At 40.9% G+C, this 20,233-nt stretch carries 22 protein-coding genes and 1 tRNA gene; 19 read left to right on the top strand and 4 right to left on the bottom strand.

Translation table 11 applies throughout. The features are described from left to right. The first annotated feature begins 363 nt into the window (after nt 1–363). From hslU to ENI34_06130, 8 genes are all read left to right on the top strand, one after another. Nucleotides 364–1,725: an ATP-dependent protease ATPase subunit HslU gene (hslU, locus tag ENI34_06165; protein ID HEC78710.1), complete on the top strand. Its 1,362-nt coding sequence runs from the start codon at nt 364–366 to the stop codon at nt 1,723–1,725. Between the two features lie 58 nt (nt 1,726–1,783). Next, nucleotides 1,784–2,179 (top strand): hypothetical protein, encoded by a 396-nt coding sequence (locus tag ENI34_06160; GenBank protein HEC78709.1) that lies wholly within the window; start codon nt 1,784–1,786, stop codon nt 2,177–2,179. Nucleotides 2,180–2,214: 35 nt separating this feature from the next. Next, on the top strand, nt 2,215–2,676 hold the full coding sequence (locus ENI34_06155) for a PTS sugar transporter subunit IIA (GenBank protein HEC78708.1): 462 nt from the start codon (nt 2,215–2,217) through the stop codon (nt 2,674–2,676). A 23-nt stretch (nt 2,677–2,699) separates the two neighbouring features. Next, nucleotides 2,700–3,929, top strand: a complete 1,230-nt coding sequence (locus ENI34_06150) for an asparagine synthetase B (GenBank protein HEC78707.1) — start codon at nt 2,700–2,702, stop codon at nt 3,927–3,929. Beyond that, the gene (locus ENI34_06145) at nt 3,926–4,495 is read left to right on the top strand and encodes a DUF177 domain-containing protein (GenBank protein ID HEC78706.1); all 570 of its coding nucleotides are present in this window, start codon (nt 3,926–3,928) and stop codon (nt 4,493–4,495) included. Before ENI34_06150 ends, ENI34_06145 begins: the two co-directional genes overlap by 4 nt. Then, on the top strand, nt 4,492–5,907 hold the full coding sequence (gene dacB / locus ENI34_06140) for a D-alanyl-D-alanine carboxypeptidase/D-alanyl-D-alanine-endopeptidase (protein HEC78705.1): 1,416 nt from the start codon (nt 4,492–4,494) through the stop codon (nt 5,905–5,907). Before ENI34_06145 ends, dacB begins: the two co-directional genes overlap by 4 nt. A gap of 182 nt (nt 5,908–6,089) precedes the next feature. Next, on the top strand, nt 6,090–7,190 hold the full coding sequence (locus ENI34_06135; protein HEC78704.1) for a metallophosphoesterase family protein: 1,101 nt from the start codon (nt 6,090–6,092) through the stop codon (nt 7,188–7,190). Nucleotides 7,191–7,194: 4 nt separating this feature from the next. After that, nucleotides 7,195–8,073 carry a hypothetical protein gene (locus ENI34_06130; GenBank protein HEC78703.1) on the top strand — a complete coding sequence of 293 codons (879 nt, stop codon included), beginning with the start codon at nt 7,195–7,197 and terminating at the stop codon, nt 8,071–8,073. 21 nt (nt 8,074–8,094) lie between these two features. Here ENI34_06130 and ENI34_06125 read toward each other — a convergent pair. Next, nucleotides 8,095–8,167 (bottom strand) — tRNA-Ala (locus tag ENI34_06125). A 77-nt stretch (nt 8,168–8,244) separates the two neighbouring features. Beyond that, entirely contained in the window at nt 8,245–9,114 is an 870-nt protein-coding gene (locus ENI34_06120) for a hypothetical protein (protein ID HEC78702.1), read from the bottom strand. 403 nt (nt 9,115–9,517) lie between these two features. Between ENI34_06120 and ENI34_06115 the strand changes: the two genes are divergently transcribed. From ENI34_06115 to ENI34_06100, 4 genes are all read left to right on the top strand, one after another. After that, nucleotides 9,518–11,062: a mucoidy inhibitor MuiA family protein gene (locus tag ENI34_06115; GenBank protein ID HEC78701.1), complete on the top strand. Its 1,545-nt coding sequence runs from the start codon at nt 9,518–9,520 to the stop codon at nt 11,060–11,062. A 336-nt stretch (nt 11,063–11,398) separates the two neighbouring features. Next, a complete protein-coding gene (locus tag ENI34_06110) occupies nt 11,399–12,235 on the top strand; it encodes a TdeIII family type II restriction endonuclease (GenBank protein ID HEC78700.1) in 837 nt (278 codons plus the stop codon). Beyond that, nucleotides 12,232–12,999 carry a site-specific DNA-methyltransferase gene (locus ENI34_06105; protein ID HEC78699.1) on the top strand — a complete coding sequence of 256 codons (768 nt, stop codon included), beginning with the start codon at nt 12,232–12,234 and terminating at the stop codon, nt 12,997–12,999. Before ENI34_06110 ends, ENI34_06105 begins: the two co-directional genes overlap by 4 nt. Nucleotides 13,000–13,116: 117 nt before the next feature. Then, entirely contained in the window at nt 13,117–13,680 is a 564-nt protein-coding gene (locus tag ENI34_06100) for a hypothetical protein (protein HEC78698.1), read from the top strand. A gap of 94 nt (nt 13,681–13,774) precedes the next feature. Here ENI34_06100 and ENI34_06095 read toward each other — a convergent pair whose 3' ends face one another. Continuing rightward, the gene (locus tag ENI34_06095) at nt 13,775–14,341 is read right to left on the bottom strand and encodes a hypothetical protein (GenBank protein HEC78697.1); all 567 of its coding nucleotides are present in this window, start codon (nt 14,339–14,341) and stop codon (nt 13,775–13,777) included. A 180-nt stretch (nt 14,342–14,521) separates the two neighbouring features. Between ENI34_06095 and ENI34_06090 the strand changes: the two genes are divergently transcribed. The 7 genes from ENI34_06090 to ENI34_06060 all read left to right on the top strand — a co-directional run bounded on the left by ENI34_06090 (nt 14,522) and on the right by ENI34_06060 (nt 19,213). After that, nucleotides 14,522–14,749: an XRE family transcriptional regulator gene (locus ENI34_06090; protein ID HEC78696.1), complete on the top strand. Its 228-nt coding sequence runs from the start codon at nt 14,522–14,524 to the stop codon at nt 14,747–14,749. Nucleotides 14,750–14,755: 6 nt separating this feature from the next. Then, a complete protein-coding gene (locus ENI34_06085) occupies nt 14,756–15,208 on the top strand; it encodes a hypothetical protein (GenBank protein HEC78695.1) in 453 nt (150 codons plus the stop codon). 395 nt (nt 15,209–15,603) lie between these two features. Then, entirely contained in the window at nt 15,604–15,855 is a 252-nt protein-coding gene (locus ENI34_06080; protein HEC78694.1) for a hypothetical protein, read from the top strand. Then, on the top strand, nt 15,842–16,039 hold the full coding sequence (locus ENI34_06075) for a hypothetical protein (GenBank protein ID HEC78693.1): 198 nt from the start codon (nt 15,842–15,844) through the stop codon (nt 16,037–16,039). Before ENI34_06080 ends, ENI34_06075 begins: the two co-directional genes overlap by 14 nt. Next, entirely contained in the window at nt 16,002–17,330 is a 1,329-nt protein-coding gene (locus ENI34_06070) for a hypothetical protein (protein HEC78692.1), read from the top strand. The genes ENI34_06075 and ENI34_06070 overlap by 38 nt, the downstream gene beginning before the upstream one ends. Nucleotides 17,331–17,608: 278 nt before the next feature. Further along, on the top strand, nt 17,609–18,295 hold the full coding sequence (locus tag ENI34_06065) for a hypothetical protein (GenBank protein ID HEC78691.1): 687 nt from the start codon (nt 17,609–17,611) through the stop codon (nt 18,293–18,295). A gap of 201 nt (nt 18,296–18,496) precedes the next feature. Beyond that, nucleotides 18,497–19,213 (top strand): hypothetical protein, encoded by a 717-nt coding sequence (locus ENI34_06060; GenBank protein HEC78690.1) that lies wholly within the window; start codon nt 18,497–18,499, stop codon nt 19,211–19,213. 24 nt (nt 19,214–19,237) lie between these two features. Here ENI34_06060 and ENI34_06055 read toward each other — a convergent pair whose 3' ends face one another. Continuing rightward, nucleotides 19,238–19,822 carry a hypothetical protein gene (locus tag ENI34_06055; protein HEC78689.1) on the bottom strand — a complete coding sequence of 195 codons (585 nt, stop codon included), beginning with the start codon at nt 19,820–19,822 and terminating at the stop codon, nt 19,238–19,240. Nucleotides 19,823–20,233 lie beyond the last annotated feature (411 nt).

Below are 20,233 nucleotides of genomic sequence, written 5' to 3'. Positions count from 1 at the left end.
AGTATTCGAAATATTGCCCATTGGCTCTTAGAAGATTTAAGAACCAGTCTTTTTGAGCCTCACGAAATCGAAACCGCTAGAACCCAACGATTCCAGATTCGCTTTGATACTTCTTGATAAAGCCTTCAGCTCTGGGTTTATCCCCCAAATAACTCTTAAAATAAGTATACAAAATATGAGGGAGTCGTCTACCCTTTTGTTTATCCCCTGTAAAATCTTACAATTTAACCCACCAATAACCTTAAAAAACCAAAAATCAACAATTTGATTCGTCAGAGCTGCCCTTTCCCCCTTCCCCTTGACATCTTTAAATAATTTTATATAATTTACTCAATGTTGGACACAGCGTTAAGGAACGGCGTGATGTCCCACGTTTATCCTACACCTGAAGAAATCGTCGCCAAACTTGATAAATATGTGATTGGTCAGACGGAGGCGAAAAAGGCGGTTGCGATTGCACTCCGCAACCGATGGCGCAGGCAGCGGGTGAGCGGTAAAATAAGGGAAGAGATCTATCCGAATAATATCATCCTTATCGGACCGACCGGTGTTGGAAAGACTGAGATCGCACGCCGTCTGGCGAGCATTGCACGGGCTCCCTTTATCAAGGTCGAGGCGTCGCGCTTCACTGAGGTCGGATATGTGGGCAGGGACGTCGAGTCCATGGTCAGGGGCCTGGTTGAGATTTCAGTCAATATGGTGCGCCAGGAAAAGATGAAACTCGTGGCGGAAAAAGCCAAACAGTTCGCCGAAGAGAGAATCCTCGATATCCTTTTACCTGCATCTCCGATTTCCAAAGCACCACCCCTCACATCTCCAGAGAGTGCGGAGTTCACTGAATCCGCCCTCAGCACCCGGGAAAAGATGAGGAAATTATTACGCGAGGGCAAGTTCGACGACCGGACCATTGAGCTCGAGGTCGTAAGCCAGAAGATGCCGTTTGTCGAGCTCTTCAATCAGGCGGGCATCGGCGACATCAGCATCGCCATTGAAGAGGCGTTCGGCGGCAAACTCTCGAAAAAGAGAAAAAAACGGAAGATGCGCGTGAAAGAGGCACTGCGTTATCTGGAGAATGAAGAGGCGGATAAGTTGATAGATATGGATGAGGTGGTAAATGAAGCCCGGGAGCGGACTGAAAATTCCGGGATCGTCTTCATTGACGAGATTGACAAGATTGCGGGCAGCGGCGCCACCCACGGACCTGATGTCTCGCGTGAAGGGGTGCAGCGTGATCTGCTGCCGATTGTCGAGGGCTCGAGCGTGATGACCAAATACGGTATGATAAAGACCAATCACATTCTATTCATTGCGGCGGGTGCTTTTCACAATAAAAAACCGTCGGACTTGATTCCTGAACTGCAGGGGCGTTTTCCGATCAGGGTGGAGCTTTCTTCACTCACAAAGGATGATTTCAAACGGATCCTTGTCGAACCGGAGAATTCTTTGATCAAACAGTACAGTGTTCTGATGGCGACCGAAGGTGTGACCCTTGATTTCACTGATGATGCAATAGAGATGATCGCTGAGATTGCTTCCAGGGTCAATGAGTCCACTGAAAACATCGGCGCGCGCAGATTGCATACCGTGATGACGAAATTGCTCGAAGAGATTCTCTATGCCGCTCCCAATATCAGTGAAAAGCAGATAAAGATAAACGGAGATTATGTGAACAGTAAATTAAAAGAGATCGCCGGTGATATCGATATGTCGAGGTATATATTATAAAGTGCCGGGTTATAGAAAAGAGTAGAATTGAGAAGGATATGATACTCCAGCATATTATATGAAGTTCAAGAAGGTTATTCTTCTGTTCACTGAGGAGACAGACCAATCGATAATCGAACCTGCGGTTCAATTGTGTAAAAAGTTCAAGAGCAGACTCTTTGTTCTTTTTGTCGTTGAGACGGGCAAGATTTCGCGTCTGGCGCGCCTCACCCATCAAAAGGTCGAACTCCTCCACAGGAGAATCGAAGAAACAGGCTGGCAGCTTCTTTACCTGACCGAGGATGAGGCTGTGCAGAACGGCGTCTGGACGTCGCTTCACATTGAAGAAGGCTATGTGTCGAATGTCCTGAAAAAATATATTCAGGGTTATGGAATCGACCTGGTCTTTATCAAGAAAAAGGATGAGACCAAGAAGATATTCGTCTCTTGCCCGGTACCGGTGATCGGGTTATAATGTCGGGTTATGAAGAACATCTATAAGGAGGTGTAATGGTTTTAAGAATATCTAAACTCCTCAATCCCCAGGCGATTATTATGGATATCAAGGCGAAAGAGAAGATTGCGGCGATAAAGGAACTGGTGGATTATATGGTTGAGAAGAAATTCGTTAAAGACGGAGAGGAGTTTCAGAAGGCTCTGGCAAAGAGAGAGAATCTTGAGTCCACGGGGATCGGCGACGGGATTGCAATCCCCCATGCGCGCACCGATGCAGTGGACGACCTGCTCCTTGCATTCGCGCGTTCACCCGAGGGGGTTGACTTTTCGTCGATCGACGGCAAGCCGTCACACATCATATTTCTCATCGCCTCCCCGGAGAACAAGAAGTCAGAGTATATTATGACGCTGGCGAAACTTTCAAGGCTCTTGCGCAAAGAACATGTGCGTGAGCAGCTCAAGAACGCCGGCAGTCCCAAAGAGATTTTGAATGTAATCAAGGAAAATGAAGAATGACGTTTTCTTGCTGTAAAAAAAGTCTGTTTCTTCTTTTCCTTTCAATCCCGTTGTTCGGTGACAAGATACTCATCCCTATGGATTTGACCCAGACCGACCACTTGAAGGCGTACGGCGTCGCATATCACGCCCTGGAACAGGGAATGAATATCGAGTGGCTTCTGAATTATCGGGGCGGTTCTTTTTTAATGGACCGCACAATGAGTATTGAAAAGGATTGTGCCCTGAATGGTGTGCTCTGGGAGAATGTGACGCCCGACAGGATACTCCAGATCTACGAGACGATTGAAGAGAATAATATGGAAACGATATTTCTGGAAAAGGCGCCGAAGATTGCGGTCTACATTCCAGAGACTTTCGAGCCCTGGGACGATGCGGTCACCCTCGCTCTCGAGTATGCGGACATTCCCTATGACCAGGTATGGGACGAAGACGTTCTTGCCGGAAAGTTGATGAATTATGACTGGCTCCATCTCCACCACGAAGACTTCACCGGCCAGTACGGCAAGTTCTTTGCGAGCCAGAGAAACACCGACTGGTACAGGGCAGAGGTGCGGATAAACGAGGAGCTCGCAAAGAAGCTGGGGTTTGCCAAGGTCTCACGGATGAAACTGGCAGTGGCTCTGGCGATAAAAAAGTTTATTGAAAAAGGCGGTTTTGTATTCTCGATGTGCTCTGCCTGTGATACGTATGAGATCGCCCTCGCCGCTCAGAATACTGATATCTGTCATAATATCTACGACGGCGACCCGTTCGACCCCCGGGCGAACAGCAAACTGGATTTTTCCCGATGTCTGGCGTTTGAGAACTTCCAGGTGATTCTCGACCCCCTGGTCTATGAACATTCCACGATTGATGTGACCCGGGAGGCGTCGATACGCGGACCCAACACATACTTTTCCCTGTTCGATTTTTCGGCGAAATTCGACCCGGTGCCCTGTATGCTTGTCCAGAACCACACCTCTTTGATAAAGGAGTTTCTGGGACAGTGTACAGGTTTCAGAAGGAGCACGATCAAACCGTCGGTTTTGATTCTCGGAGAGGTGAGCGGTACCGAGGAGGTGAAGTACATTCATGGAAATTACGGTAAAGGAACCTTCACCTATCTTGCAGGCCATGACCCTGAAGACTATCAACATTTTGTCAATGACCCGCCGACTGATTTAAGGCAGTATAAGAATTCACCGGGATACAGATTGATTCTCAATAATATCCTGTTCCCGGCTGCACGGAAAAAGGAGTTGAAGACATAGCTGCCTCGAGATTTCTGGTCCCGGTAAAGACCATCGAAGATGCGACATTCTTTGAATTCATCGATATCAAGGCGAAAGAGCTGAACCTGGAGGCTTACCCGGTCAAGAAGTTCCATCGGATCAGCGCTGATGTCAGGATAAACAATTCAGCGAGCGGCCTGGTGGTGCGGTTCAATGTGCAATTTTCCGCTGCTTTTATCTGTGTGCGGTGTCTCGGAGGATTCACCCGGGACTTTAAAGCCGATCTCCTGCTCAGTTATGTGCAGGGCACTGATCCGTATCTCAATGTCGAGAAGGTGAATTTGAAAAAGACCGACATCGATAAGGTCTATTATACGGGTAATCATATTGACCTGGGTATCGGGATACGGGAGGCGATTATCCTTTCCATCCCGATTGCTCCGCTGTGCAAAAAAGACTGTGCGGGTCTGTGTCCGGTCTGCGGCAAAAACAGGAACAAATCGGCTTGTAAGTGTAAGGTTGAAAGCGTCGGGCTCTTTACACCGGTCACTGACAAAAAGGCGGTGCGTAAAAAGGTCAAACAAAGACAGGGTGGGACAAGATGATATTGATGATCTATCTCTTTTCACTGGTTTCCCTCGACAGTATTTTGAACCAGGCTGACCTGGGGTCGGCGAATTACGGTATCTATGTGTTGAATCTGAGTAATGACAGTGTGGTTTACGCCCGCTTCAGTCAGAAGTTGCTCATTCCAGCTTCGAATATGAAGATCGTCACCAGTGGAGCCGGTCTCTTTTTCCTCGGACCAGAACACCGTTTCAAGACCAGACTCGGTTTTCAGGGAAAGATAGAAAAGGATCGGCTCAAAGGCGACCTCGTGATTATCGGCGGCGGTGACCCGATGCTCGAACTGGAAGACCTGGAGCAGTTCATTCTGGCGCTTAAGAACCGAAAGATAAAAGAGATTGAGGGCGATATCATCCTGGATGATACATATTTCACCGAGTTGAGTTTGAACGGCAACAATTTCAGATTTGAGCGGCTGCCCGTGGGCTGGGCATGGCATTATCTTGATGCACGATACGCTCCAGAGGTATCGGCGTTGTCCATAAACAAGAATTGTGTCAATGTCAGGATCGAGGCGACCCGGGTCGGTGATTACGCCGACGTTGTGATTGAACCCGAGACCGAATATGTGAAGTTGATCAATGATATGCGCACCAAAGAGGGTGAAGACAGCATCATCATCCTGCGTCGGCCCGAGGCGAACATCATCTATGTGAGCGGCGGCATCGGTGCAGGACATACCAGAAATATCGAGGTGTCGGTCAAGGATCCGGCGCTCTTTTTCGGCACCTGTTTTAAGGAGCGGCTGCTCAAAGAGGGCATTGAATTCAAAGGTCGGCTCCGCAGGGCTTTTGAACCGGCTGTGCAATCAGGTCCACTTGTAATCCTGGATTCGATTGTTTCCGAACCGCTGCTCCATATCCTTCACGAACTCAATGTCGAGAGCGTGAATCTCTATGCCGAGACCCTGTTGAAGACCCTGGGAGCCCGGTATTACGGCGAGGGAAGCTTTGTCGCCGGCATAAGAATGCTGAAGCGGTTTCTGGCGGTGTGCGGTGCCGATACCGGTCGGGTTTCACTCTGGGACGGCTCTGGTCTGTCACGCCACAACCTGATTTCACCTTATCAAATCAGCCTTGTGCTGCGTTATCTGTATCTGTCAAGGTATGCATCGGCTTTTTTCGAACTCCTGCCTTCATCAGGTGAAGGAACCCTGGAACGGAGATTCCAGGATTTCGACGGATATCTGCGCGCCAAGACCGGTACTCTGCATGCGGTCTCCTGCCTTTCCGGATATCTGCATATCAATGATACGGATTATTGCTTTTCAATGCTCTTTAATAATTTTGTGCGTCCGAGAAAAGAGATTGAAAGGCTGCAGGAAGAGATTATTCGGGCGCTCTATGAAAACCTGACCGGAGACGGCACGGAGCTGCAGAGCAAAGAATAGGAAGATGACGGAGGATGATCAAAATTTATGATAAAGAAGAGATATAATTTCAAAGAGGGCAGACTCATCCCGAGAAAAAAACATTACAAGCCGTTCCGCTTTGTGGGTATCGGCATTATCGTGATGGTCGTGCTGCTCTTTATCCTTTATAAGATAATCGTGGGTTGAACAGAGGTTGAAAAATGCAGAATGGAAATTTTTTAAATAACAGAAATTCAAAATTTTTATTTATGTTCCTGCTTGTCGTGCAGGGAGTGGGTGCTTACGGGCTCTTTGATTCCCGGCCGTATCTGACACCCGCTGATGTTCCGGAGACCTCGATATACATAAACTGGATCAGTGCACTTCCTGAGTCGAGTGTGCTTGCCTACGGCGTTGATTCCACACTCAAAGATACTCTTGTCAGTGATCGGCTTGTTCATTTCCACCATATTGAATTGAGCGGTCTTGAACCGGGCACACGATATTTTTATCGGGTATTACCGGACAGTGACCTGTATACATTCCGCACCTTTCCGAAGAATGCGGATACATTCACTTTTATTGCATTCGGTGATACACGCAGTGATTCTCAGGCACACCATGCCGTAATCAATCAGATCAGTAATTATGATTTTGATTTTCTCGTGCATACCGGTGACCTGGTTAATGAAGGCGGTGATACCACAGACTGGTGTACATTTTTTAATATTGAAGATACGGTTATAAGTTGCAAACAATTTATCCCGGCGATCGGTAATCATGAGTATCCCTTCTGGTTTTACGACAGTGCCTTTGCATTGCCCGGCAAAGAAGACTATTATCGGGTTGATTATGGTAATGCGCGGATTTTTGTTCTCAATACCGAGACTGATATTTACGGCGAACAATACGAGTGGCTCGTGAAGAATCTTGAAGAGACTGCTCAGGATACACTGATTGACTGGACCTTTGCGGTCTTTCATAGGCCGCCGTATTCATCAGGCAGTCACGGCAGCCGGTTAAAGGTGAGGGAGAAGTGGTGTGTGATTTTTGAAAAGTATAATGTTGATCTGGTCTTTAATGGTCATGACCATAGTTATGAACGCACCAGGCCGATAAACGGCGTGGTCTATGTCGTCACCGGCGGCGGCGGAGCACCGCTTTATGGAGTTTCGAACAGTTCCTGGACTGCAGCCTCAACCAATAAATACCATTTCTGTGTTATTGATATAAAGGATGACCGCCTGGAATTTTATGCGGTTGATACTGCCGGCGTGGTATTCGATTCTCTGTTAATCGATAAAAAAAATAAAGAAAGGTGATATTATGTCATTGGTCTTTGACCTCCATTGTGATACACCCCACAACATTTTAAAGAGAAGATTTAATCACATCGTTCCTGAAGACCTGCACCGACAGGATTATCTCGGTGCGGTGTTCGCCCATTTTATTATGCCCGGCGAGCGTTTTCCTTTTGTCGAGGCGATCAGATTGCTCGGCTCGACCCTTGCCTATCTCAATGAACATCCTGTGCTCCATAAAGTCACGTCATCTGAAGAACTCGACCGTAAAAAGGTGAATCTCATCCTCGGGGTCGAGGGCGGTCACATCTTTGACAATACCTTTGAGCAGATTGAGTCGCTCTATAATCTGGGTGTGCGGGTCTTTACAATAACCTGGAACAACTCGAATAAACTTGCGCACTCGGCGCTGGAGGCGGATAAAAAAGGGTTGACCAGAAAGGGGCGTGAATTCTTGAAGAGACTGGGACAATACGATGTGATAATCGATGTGTCCCACGCCTCGACAAAGACGGTCCTCGACATCTGCGAAAACACGGAGAACCTGATTATCGCTTCACACTCCTGTGTGCGTGCGCTCAATCCCTCATTTCTGCGTAATATCGACGACCGTGCAATAGCGGCGATCAAGCAAAAGGCAGGAGTCATCGGCGTCAACTTTTCAAAACACCATCTGGGTGATTATGGGATTGCCGACCACATCAACTATCTTGTGGAGAAGTTCGGGATTGAGATTGCGGCGATCGGCAGTGATTTCGACGGGATCAACGACGCCGTGATTAAAGAGCCGGCAGGACTCAAGAATTTAAAAAAAGAACTTCAGGAAAAAGGTTATAAAGAAACAGATATCAACAGGATTTTCAGCGGTAATTTTTTAAGGGTACTCAAACAGATTAGAAAATAACATCACCCTGCAAAAAAATAATGGAGGTGAGCGGATTCGAACCGCTGACCTGTGCGTTGCAAACGCACTGCTCTCCCAACTGAGCTACACCCCCAAGGGGGGTAAAACCCCCTTTTTCCTGACAGAATTTTTTGCAAGGCAAAGAATTCTGTCAGGAAGCCTTAGACCCCCTTAAAACTTGCTGAAGTCTAAATCAAATCCCACAGACTTCAAGAGATTCACGTCGTCATCAAAGAATCTTTCGCTGTTGATTTGAAAATCAAAACTGAATTCCCTGATGCGCAGGCTGATGCCGGGTTCGATCCGCCACTCAGGTGATTCAAATTTATAGGTCATGGTCTCTTTTATACCGCAGAGCAGGACAATATGTTTGCCTATGGGCAGTTCCAGACCCGAATATATGTGGAGCAGGTCGTTTATTTCACTGTTGTTTATCAGTTCATATTCACCGGCAAGATAGACGAATCCTTCATTGAGGATGAGCCGTTTGAACATCAGGCCGAATTTGTGGGTATCGAGGTCCTCGTCATTGCTGACATAATTGAGCGAGTAAGCGGGGATGATGATGAAGTCACCCTTTCTTCGGGAGAGACGCAGATTGAATGTGTAGCGGGTTGTATTCGGTTCATTGTACAGGACAAAAGAGAGGTCGAAACGTCGGTTGAAATAGGTGCGTCCCAGGCCCACGCCGAAGTTCGTGTGATCCTTGATCGGTGAGCCGGCTATGCCGATGTCGAATCGTGCGATATTCACCGCATATCCGATATTGAATCCCTGGTTCTCTTCGATATTCTGCCAGCAGCCAAAGGCTCCGTACTTTGTTTCCGGACTGAGCATGATGCCGTAATTCTGGAGTGTTTCAGTAACATCGGCATACAGAGAATTTCTGTACTTTATCAGCTGATGCGGAAAGATATTGATATTGGTTATGTCGTCGATGAAAATACCGGTCATCAGTGTCGACATCCGTGTCTGATTCGCCTGCAGCGGACTCAGTGTCAGTATAAAAAGCGCAATTAAACAAAACTTGATATTCTTCATACTGGCATTATATCTTAATCAACAAAAAAGTCAATAGCCGTTTCTCCCATTCTCCCCGTCTCCGTTTCCCCCGCTCCCCGCCCTTTCCCCTCTTCTCCTCCCCCTTGATGGGGGAGGATTAAGGTGGGGGTGATCTTTCATCCAACACCGCTCCCATTCACCCATTCTCCGCTCCTCCTCCCCCTTGAGGGGGGAGGATTAAGGTGGGGGTGATCTTTCATCCAACCCCGCTCCCTTTGCTCTTCGCCCTATGCCCATTCCCTTGACATTATCTACAAAAAGTGTAAAGTTATAACAGTTATTAATTTTAAAAAAACCAATCCGCCCTGGGGCGTTATTTCTATTTCTGTTGACCCGGGAGACCGGGATTGCTCGAGGTTGATGAAGTAATACAGGAGGTTTTATGAAAAGGGTTGAGGCAAAATCAAAGATCGATTCAGTGACCATCTATTCTGACCGCGTGATGGTGACCAGAATTGCCGAGCTCAAACTCAAGGAGTCGGTTGAGGTGGCGTTTCTGGATTTACCGGGTGCGCTTGAAGAGCAGTCAGTTAGAATAAAAGCAAAAGATTTGAAGATCGGTGAAGTTATGGTCAAACCGGGTTATATCAGGGTTCCGCATCCCCGGGTTAAAGAACTGGAGACCCGCATTAAAAAACTGGAGGTTGAAGACCGTGCCCTGTCAGACGAGACCGTTGTCCAGCAGGAAAAAGAGAAGTTTTTGAACTCAATTTCAGTGAACCAGCGCGACATCCTTTCCAAAGAGATAATGTCTGCAAAGATATCACCAGATTCCTGGCGTGAAGGTCTGCGGTTTATCTCAGAAGAGCTGATTCAGACGAAAAAGAGGATTTTTGAGATTGAACAAGCGCGGAAAGAACTGAAAAAGAAGCTCGACGCCCTGAGAGCGGAGCTGAACGACGTCCGTTCCTATATCCAGAATCGGAAATCAATAATCTTTGATGTGCATCCGGATAAAGAGAAAAAATATACCATTGAACTCAGATATATTCTTTATGGTGCAAGCTGGGAGACCTATTATGAATTGCGGGCAAAACCTTCGCAGTCCACGATTGAGTTATCATACTTCAGCAAGATCAGTCAGCGGACCGGTGAAGACTGGAATGATGTTGAATTGAACCTTTCCACTGCAAAACCCGCTTACGGCGGCGCCGCGCCTGAGCCGTATCCCTGGTATATCGACTTTTATCAGCCGGCTCCGCAAAGGGTTGCCAAGACAGAGGCATTGAGGGAGGCTGCCGCAGAGCCAGAGGTCTATGATGAAGAACTCGTCGGCGCACCAGAGACAGTGGCGGTCGAATCAGGGGTATCTATTATCTATCGATTACCAGGCAGACATACGCTCAAGAGCGGTGAACCCGAGCGTAAACTCAAGATTATTGATGCGTCATTCGACGCCGAGTTTCAATATCTCATCATACCGCGCCAGAGTGAACTCGCTTATCTTACTGGAAAGTTCAAGAACAATACTGACTATCTCTTTCTCGCGGGCAGCGGTGGTACCTATGTGGGTGATGACTTCACCGGCAATATCTGTCTGCCGCTCATTGCACCGAGCCAGGAAGAGACCCTTTCTTTCGGCATTGATGAACGGGTTGAGGTGAAGCGGGAACTCAAGAAATCTAAGGTGTCAAAAGGCGGTCTGGTCAAGAAGAATACAAAATACGAATTTCTCTATGAGAACAAGATTAAGAACTTCCATAAGAAAGAAATTAAATGCAAGATTATCGACTTTGTGCCGGTTCCTCAAAATCCTGAGATTAAAGTGGAAGAGATTAAATTCGAGCCCAGACCGACCAAAGACAAAGAAAAAGAACTGGGTATTTATCACTGGGAAACCTCAATCAGTCCGGATAAAGAATATACGATAAAAGTTTCTTTCGTTGTCGAAGCACCGCTCAGGGGAGAAGTCGAAGGCTTAATGTAATCCCTCTCTCCTTGTCATTCTGAGCGAAGCGAAGAATCTCCCTCTCTTTCCCCGTTTCTCCGTTTCCCCCTTTCTCCATTTCTCCCTTTCCCTATGCCCTCCGCCCTTTGCCCTTACCCCTTTCCTCCTCCCCCTTGAGGGGGGAGGATTAAGGTGGGGGTGATCTTTCATCCAGCACCACTCCCTATGCCCTTCCCCCTCCGCCCTTTGCAGGAAAATCTTGACTTTTTTACATTTTTTAGCATAATAAAAAGAAAAGAGGAAAAATATTTATGGCAGCATCTAAAGATCAAATTAATAAAATTACAATAAAGGGATATTTAAAGGGGAGAAAAATTGAATAATCAGGAAAGATATAATAGTATGAAATCTATATCAATTGAAGAAGCTATTAGGGAAATAGTTAAAGCACATGTTCAAGCATATGCAGAGGGATTTCAGGCCCGGCACGAAGGAGAATATGACAATCCAGATGGAACAATTAACATGAAAATCCATAATGTATTTATCAAAGCTTTAGGTGATGAGATCAGATATTATACTGCTCTTGTAAGGTCTTTAGATAGTTCGCTTGGAAATATGCTGGAAAAGATGGCCATTCAAATTGCTGAATTAAATTTTAAAGTGTTCAGAAAAGTTTCTGGTCCCTTAAGTAACAATCAAACAAATTTTATTGCTGGTCTTTTAGAAAAATACAAACGACATGAAAAAAAGCCTTCTATTAATGATTATCAAAGTTTAAGAAAGAGACCAGAAAAAGGAACTCTTTTAACTAAAAGACATGAAAGTGATTATTACTTAATAGATAGCGATACGGATACACATTATTTAATTGAATTGAAAATTGGTGGTGATTTAGATAATAAAAAGGCACGTTCTGAGAAGGAAGCTTTATTGGAGCAATTTGCTATTCTATCAAATACTTTACAAGAAGGTAAAAAAATAAAATTGTATTTTGCCACTGCCTATAATCGATATGGTGAAGGAAAACCCTGGAATCAGCAAAGAGTAAAACAATTTTTCGCCGAAGAAGAACTTCTTATTGGAAAAGATTTTTGGAATTTTATTTGTAAATCTAAAAAAGGATATAAAATAGTTTTAACTGAATATGAAAAAAATGCACATTTTATTAGAAAAGCATTAAATTCAATCAAAAGGAAATATTTAGGATGAATAAAATAAAAAAAATTGATATAGATGATATTAAATTTTATAAAACAATATTAGGAGACAGTAGAAAACTAATAAAAGCAATACCAGATAGTAGTATTGATCTTATTCTAACAGATCCTCCCTATAATTTAAGTCCCTACTCTACAGGCAATATCAAATTAAAATGGCGAAAAGATATCAATAATGATTTAGCTTTATGGGATAAAGTAGAATTTAATCCTTCTGAGTGGGTAGATGATTTTAAAAGAATTATTAAACCCCACGGAAATATTTTTGCATTTACAAGTTATAATCTAATTGGCAAATGGCATGATGCTTTCGACTCAGAATTCGATACTTTTCAATTTATGGTCTGGCATAAAACAAATCCTGCACCTAAAATATTTAAGGCAGGTTTTTTGAATAGTTGCGAATTAATTGTTGCACTTTGGAATAAGAAGCATAAGTGGAATTTTATATCTCAAAAAGAAATGCATAATTTTATTGAAACCCCTATATGTATGGGGGCTGAAAGGGTTAAAAATCCCAAACATCCTACTCAAAAGCCTGTTAAACTATTAAAACATATTATCAGAATTTCAACCGATGAAAATGACATAGTTTTTGATCCTTTTATGGGAGTAGGTTCTACAGGAGTAGCAGCACTAGAAATGCAAAGACGTTTTATAGGATTTGAAATTGATAAAGCATATTATGATGTTGCAAGAAAGAGGTTAAAATCAACACCTTTGAATCTATTTACAGATAAAGCACATAGTATTTGAAGTATGCTGCGCTGCACTTAACTTAGGCTTTCTGTTCACGGCATTCGCCGTGACCCTGCGGGACACCTTCGGCGTCAGAAAGCCTTGTTCGATATATGTCATATGGAGGAGAATTGAATGAAATTTGAAGAAATTCCTGGACGAGTTTTTTTAGATACATCTTCTTTAAATTTTATTCTGGAATATGGTGAACATATATTTGATGGTATGTCTTCACCTACAACATTGAGTAAAAGGATTATAAATGATATTGAGGCATTCTATAATATCTTTCTTACTGGAAAGAGAGCGTCATGGCAATTAGCAATATCTCCTTTCACTTATAAAGAGATAATAGAAACTCAAGATGCTACAAAAAAGTATTATCTTGAAAATTGGTTTATGGATGTTTGGCATTGTTGGCTTAACATACTGGATCAAAATGATGATTTACCGTCCTTCCTCGAAGCTGAACATGCTAGAATTAAGCTTTTATCATCTGGCATTTTAAATATACTGCCCGACATCGAAGACCGTATTCTTATATGTGATGCTGTTGTATATAGATGCGATTGTTTCTGTACCAGGGATTGGAGAACAATTTTAAAATATCGTGACTACCTTAAATCTCTGCCAATTAAGATTCTTACGCCATCAGAATGGTGGGATTTGATTAAATCTTATGCTGGATTATGGGTGTAATAGAAATTTATATTCCGTACAGTGGATAACGGGTGCATAGATAAGCTTCATCTTCATTTAAATTGCCTCCGGCAACTCTTTTTTCCACAAGCCATTACTTTTTCGCTTTCATTAGTTTATCTACAATATTAGCGTAAACCTTATCGCGATTTTCATCTGAGATACTTTTTGCTATTTGAATTGCTGCAAGGTAGCGTTGAGTTTCTATTAATTTATCATGGAAAGTATTTATTTGCTTAACAGTCTGACTGTATAACCAGAAGAATAGTCCTGAAATAACTTCAACGATTGCTCCAGCAAGTGTTGCGTAGGGAATAATCGTTTTTTTAGCCGGCGAAAGGTAGTTAATTGCTACTCCTATTATAAAAATCGTAAATCCAAGAAAACATACAAATAATGCAGAGTTGTATGCATTTTTTGCCTGTTGTTTATTCGTTGTATAGTATCCTTTTAATTCTGCAACATTACGGTACATTATCTCTAAAACATCCTGCGGTGTTTTTTGGAGTTCTGTTAATGCCTTTGTTATTACGTTTCCCACTTCTTTTGATTCGATCATTGCTCTCTTTTTATCTATTAGATATTTAACGATTATCATAATCGATAAGCCAACAAAGCCTATTATGATTAAAATTATGTCACTGCTTGATGTTGAATCCATATACCTCCTTTTGTTGTTTTTTAATAAACAAAAAAGATACATCTGCTCTATAGCTCGAAAATAGAACTATAGAACAAACATACCTTCTCTTTTCATGATTATAGTATCCAGAATAAATTAAAAGTCAAGAAGAAAGATATCAAAATGCTACTTATAGTCTCATTGAAAAAACTGAAAGAAATGATAAAATCGTATGTGCGCGATATAACCATACTTAAAAAGTTCGGTGTAAAGGTGAAGGAATTACGGAGAAAAAAAGGGTGGTCTCAAGAGACGTTAGCGAAGAATGCGGGTTTACATCGAACTTATATTGGTAGTATTGAACGCAGCGAGCGTAACGTCAGTTTAATTAATATAGAGCGGATTGCCAAGGCTTTTGGTTTAGAACCCTGGGAGCTTCTTAAATAAGGTAGCATGAAATCAATGTCTCTTGATAAAACTTTGATTTTAAAATTTATTGATAGAATCCAGCTTGATCTTGAATTCATTGTGAGTAATTTACATTTATTGGGTATTAAAGAAAATCGATTTTTAAATTTGTTACAAAATGCCTGGTACGAAGTTCTCCCATCTTTCTCGGTTATTAAAAATGAAATACGCATCAGTAATTTTGAGGTTTCAGAGACGGCCGGATTAGTTGGTCATCAATTGTTGTTAAAATACGAAATTTTTAGTTATGAAAGCGATAGATTGCGGAGCTTACAGAAAAATCCGAATGAAATAAAGTTCATCTATATAAATAATCTCTTATCCGCAATAAACAATTTCCTGGAAGATTTAGCAAAACCATGCGTACAGGCGGCAATTATCTGTAGTTTTAGTAAATCTCTTGCCAATATTTTCCTAAACCATCAGTCTTCGGATTAAGCATCTTAAGAGATACCGAACATTATAAACGTAAAAGATTAGTTTAATAATATAAGTATAAAATTTGCGCCGTTTCATACCCATATTAATAAGCAAAATCCGTGCCAGGTGTAAAGTCTTGAAATTTCGGGATTTTGTAAAATTTTATTGACATTTTTGTCAGTAGGTTATCCACAATTTCATTGCTAAAATTGAGCAAAATGAAGCAGCACAATGGTTTGCGCTTGTGACATTTTATGTCACTAATTTGACATAAAATGTCACAAATTATTAAATAACCGTTTTTTGAGCGGATTCTTCGAAACAAATCCTTAATTAAATAGATAAAAGAAGGGTTAGACCTAGAAATTAGAGACTAATTTCCCCTTGACAAATTGAAAATAATGTGTATAATTGTGAGAAGAAAAAGAGAAGGTATGTCTTTAGTAGAATTTTCTACTGAAGAACATACCTTGTTGTATAGGAAAATAAGATTGATGGAAAGGAATAAAAGGAGAAAAAAAATTGGAATGCTGATTAACAGATTCGAATTGCAAGGAACCCTGTTTAATCTTGAATGGGAACCAATTGTAGATATAAATCATTATCATGTAGGTGCAGTTCAAGATGTTGTACTACAGCAAGGGAGGAAAGATGAAAAGAGATAGTATCGCTTTTGAAGAAAAATTTAAGAGCAAAACTAAAATCGCTTCCTTTTTCGAGAAGCAAGAAGAAGTAGAAGAGATGATCGAGAACATGTATAAACCTATAGATTTGCATCAAATATATTTTAGATTGAAGGAGGTTTTGAGCTGTGAACAAAGGAGAAATTTTGCCTGCAACACCAATTGATGATCCAGCCCAAAAAGATCGTTTACTTGCGTTGAAAAAGCTTTCTCATTCAAAAATAGAACCCGCCACTATTAAAAGGGCAATTCGTAAAGAATGTCATGGTCCTTGGATAGAAAAAGCCTTGGATGTATGGCAGATTGAAGCCTATGACTCAGCTTGTCTTTACTTTTGGAATAGAGCTATGGCAGATTTGCGTACCAAAGTAATGGCATATGGCAAAGAACACTTGGAAGCAATAATTAAGAAGGAAATTCACGATGAAAGAGACTTAATAAATATTCTTGATGATAAAAATTTAATTGATCATTGTTTCGAACTCGGCATTATTTCAGAAGAAGCATGGTTTTTTTTGCATAAGGCGAGAGAAATACGAAACCACTATTCTTTAGCACATCAATTTGACGCTCTACTCGATCCAATCGAAGCGCTAAATATAATCAAAAATTGTATTAAGTATGTTTTAGCTCATCAAGTTCCCTCCCCAGGTATAAATTTAAAAAACTTGTTAAAGAAACTCCAAACAGAAGATGTATCTTCTAGTATATCTGAATTTGAGGCAACTTATCGTGAACAATCATCTAAGATAGTAAATATTACACTCAATAGACTTTTCGACGACTTTATTAAAGAAAAATCTAACCACATCTATATCAATAACATATTAACATTGGCTCCTGTTTTATGGGAACTTGCAGATTCAAGTACAAAATCAAGGATTGGAAGGGTAATAGCCAAATTAAGGACCGAAGCAGATTCTATGGCGAATAAACAAGCTTTAATATTTATCAAAAAAGTTGATGGATTTAAATTTGTACCCGAATCTATTCGTGTAGCAATCTTCACAAGTGCAGCTGAAAAATTATATGAAGCGTGTCAAGGCATAGATAATTTCCACAATGAACCTAGATACGCTAAAGAACTTTATGAGTTGGGCGACGTTATTCCTTCCTCGGCAATAGACCAATGTACTCGAGCTGTATTTCTTTCATATATTGGCAATCAATATGGATGCTCTTGGGGAGCAGAGTACTATAACAAACAAATGATAAAATCTTGGAATTCACAAAATATTTCTTCGTTGATGGATGCACTTGATAACGATCTTATTATTATAGGACGACTTGACAGCGAAGGTCCAGCATCCAGATTCAAAAATGTACTTCATATGATAATTGATGTTCCAAGAGATAAAAGAATAGATAAAAAAATAGACATGTATGAAAAAATGAATACAAAAGCTCTAGCAAAACACTTTTTCAATAAATACACATCAAAATTTAAGAAGAGGTAAGAATTATTATGGTTTGCAGGCGATTAATTGAGGTTGGTTTACCCATAAAGAAAATTCCAGAGATTATGTCCGGTGCTGTTGACATTGGCTGGGACCGAATCGAATAACATAGGAAGAAGGTTTTACAAAGGACTAAAAGGGGTTTCAACGAGTTTGAGAATGATAAAAAATTCAATGACAATTTCTACCGGTTAAAACTTAATCCGGGGGTGAAAACAATATATGAAGGTTTGGAGAGATGAAAATGAGCGAAGGAATAAATTTAAAGAGGTTTAAGTATGAAGTTTCTATTTATAGATGAAGTTACTATACCTCAGAAAGAACGAAACTTTTTAGGTGTAGGAGCAATTTTAATTGATACAAAAAATTATATAAAATTTAAAGAAAGTTTTCAAAAGGCTTTTTCTGAACTGAAATGGACTTCTAAAATTGAATTTAAAGGTAGATATATATTTTCTAAAAAAGGAGATTCTTCTGTACCTGTAGAGAAGCGTATAACTTTTATCTATAAAATAGCTAAGAGTTCAAAAGCTAAAAAGAATGCACGCTATACGTTTTATTTTGCTTATAATTTTAAAGGGAAAATCAAAGATAATTATATTTTATTACTAAAGTCTATTGGAAGAAACTTACCTAAACCAAGTTCTAGAAAAGGAGACAAAAGATTAATTGCACTTTATATGGACAAACGTAATGATGTAAAGGAGAATGAATTGTTCTTAGAAATTAATGAAATTTTTAAACAAAGGGATTATTTTTTATTCGAAAAACCTTTCTTAGTAGATTCTACCAATTTAACGCCTGGTATTATCATTGTAGATGTGTTATCATATCTAATGTCATGGAAGGTTCTGAGTTCTGACGACTTCTTACTCTTTCATTACCAAATACCAAACACATATAAAAGGAAATTAGAAGAAGTTAGAAGAATATTGGATTTAATAAAAAATGTTAGGCAAATTTGAGAGTAAATTCTGATTAACACAGTTGGAATCCATAGACCACAACTACAGCGCTGAGTTTTACTGGGGAAAATGGCTAGAAGAGGGTTTAACTCCGGAAGCAAAAAGAGCTTGAAAAGATGGAAAGGAAAGATATGAAGATAATTCCCGCGTCACCTGTGAAAAAATCATCACCCACACCAGCCGAAAACCAGATTCAAAAAAGTGAGGAATAGAAATAGACATAAAAATAAACGAAAGTCACATATAAAAAGAAAATGGAAGAGATGGCTAGAAAACCATATAAGACCAGAAATTGAATATTTACTGAGATTAAAAGCCATTTATAAAACATTAGGCAAGATTTTCACAAATTCAAAAAGATATCCTCAAAGAAGTACTTTTTATTGGTATCTTGGTGTAACCTACAGCGCATCAATAGTTGCGGGTATTTATCGTCTTATTGACAACAGGAATGATGTAATTTCTTTATTACGACTACTGAATAAGATAAAACAGAATCCTGAATTAATTTCGAGGCGTGCTTATACGCGTTTAAATTTAAAAAATGAAAGTGATTTTACAAGGGCATGTGAAAAGCGCCGTCTTAATGAAGAATTTACAGAGTGGGCTGGTAGCGGTGAGTATATTGATTCTGAGATTGTAACGAAAGATCTTCAACGCATTAATGAAGTCTCCAAACCGTTAGTAAAATTCAGACATAAATACATTGGACACCATGCCTATAATCAGAGATGTTTTAGAAAAAATATACCGAAGTTCAAAGAGGGCCATAAATGCATTGATGAACTTGTAGCTGTTTTTAGAAGATATTATCTTCTTATTACATATTGCAACTGGGATTTAACGTATAAAATAAACACTATTGAAAGAGCGATTAACGCTTTTTTTGAGTTTGGGAGTGATAAAAGTATACCATAGTAGATAGCGTGCTTTAATGTCAAATCAATAAATTGAGGCGGCGATAAGTAGATAAACAATAATTCCGATACCGGATAAAATAGCTAATGCAGGAAACGGAGAAGGTCTGCACTCTATTTTTTCATATTCATCAAAAGGTGGTTCGATTCCACTTCTCAGGTAGTATGCGCATAAATGAGAATAGTCAACCGCAACCGGCATCAGTTCGGTTCCCCCTGCCACGCACTGCACGGTTATTTGTAAACTATCTCCCACCGGTGTTTTAATTATTCTGAATCCAAGATTACCCATAGTTGGGTTGTAGGTATCAATAACAAAATCTGAAATTATCTGTAATTTCATGTCACCGTATTTGGCAACAAAACTCTGAGCCCTTCCCCAGACAAGATAGTCTTTGGAGCGGGGAATCATATATTCAGTTGGGTGTCTTTTAGCTTTTTTTAAATATTGAGCAGCATACGGCGTTTTCGGTTTCAACGCTATTGGCGTCGCGCATGATATGAATGACAAACTAATTATTATGCATAAAACAGCAGCAGATTTTATGTTTAGGACAACATTACTGTGGGAATTTTTTATATAACAATTTAATTCTCTCAAAAGCTGCATAATAATTTACTATAATTAAAATTTATAAGTTGTCAACGTTATTTTAAAAAAACCACGAAGTCGGATCTTTACAACACGACCACAATCCGTCATTCTGGTAATTACCAGAATGACGGAGTGACATTAGTGGCCTTACCCCTGAAATTTCGAAACTAATTTCCCCTTGACAGGTGGGGAATAGTTGGTATAATAAAGAGAAGAAAAGAGAAGGTATGAACTTCAGCAGCACGTCTGCTGAAGCCATACCTTTTTTTTTGTAAGATATGAAAATTGAAAACAGTTGACATAATGTTAAAAAAGTGTAAATTTATTAAGGTGGTGCTTGGAGTACGATAGGGAAAAGGAGGATGGTTAATGACAAAAAATCATATAGCTGAAGTTGAAAAAAGATTGTGGGATGTAGCTGATGAA

The sequence above is a fragment of the candidate division WOR-3 bacterium genome (assembly GCA_011052815.1).
Taxonomy (GTDB): Bacteria; Hydrothermota; Tepidihabitantia; order SM23-42; family SM23-42; genus DRIG01.
Note: the sequence above shows the minus strand (reverse complement) of the source record. Positions and strands in the feature narration are given on the sequence as shown.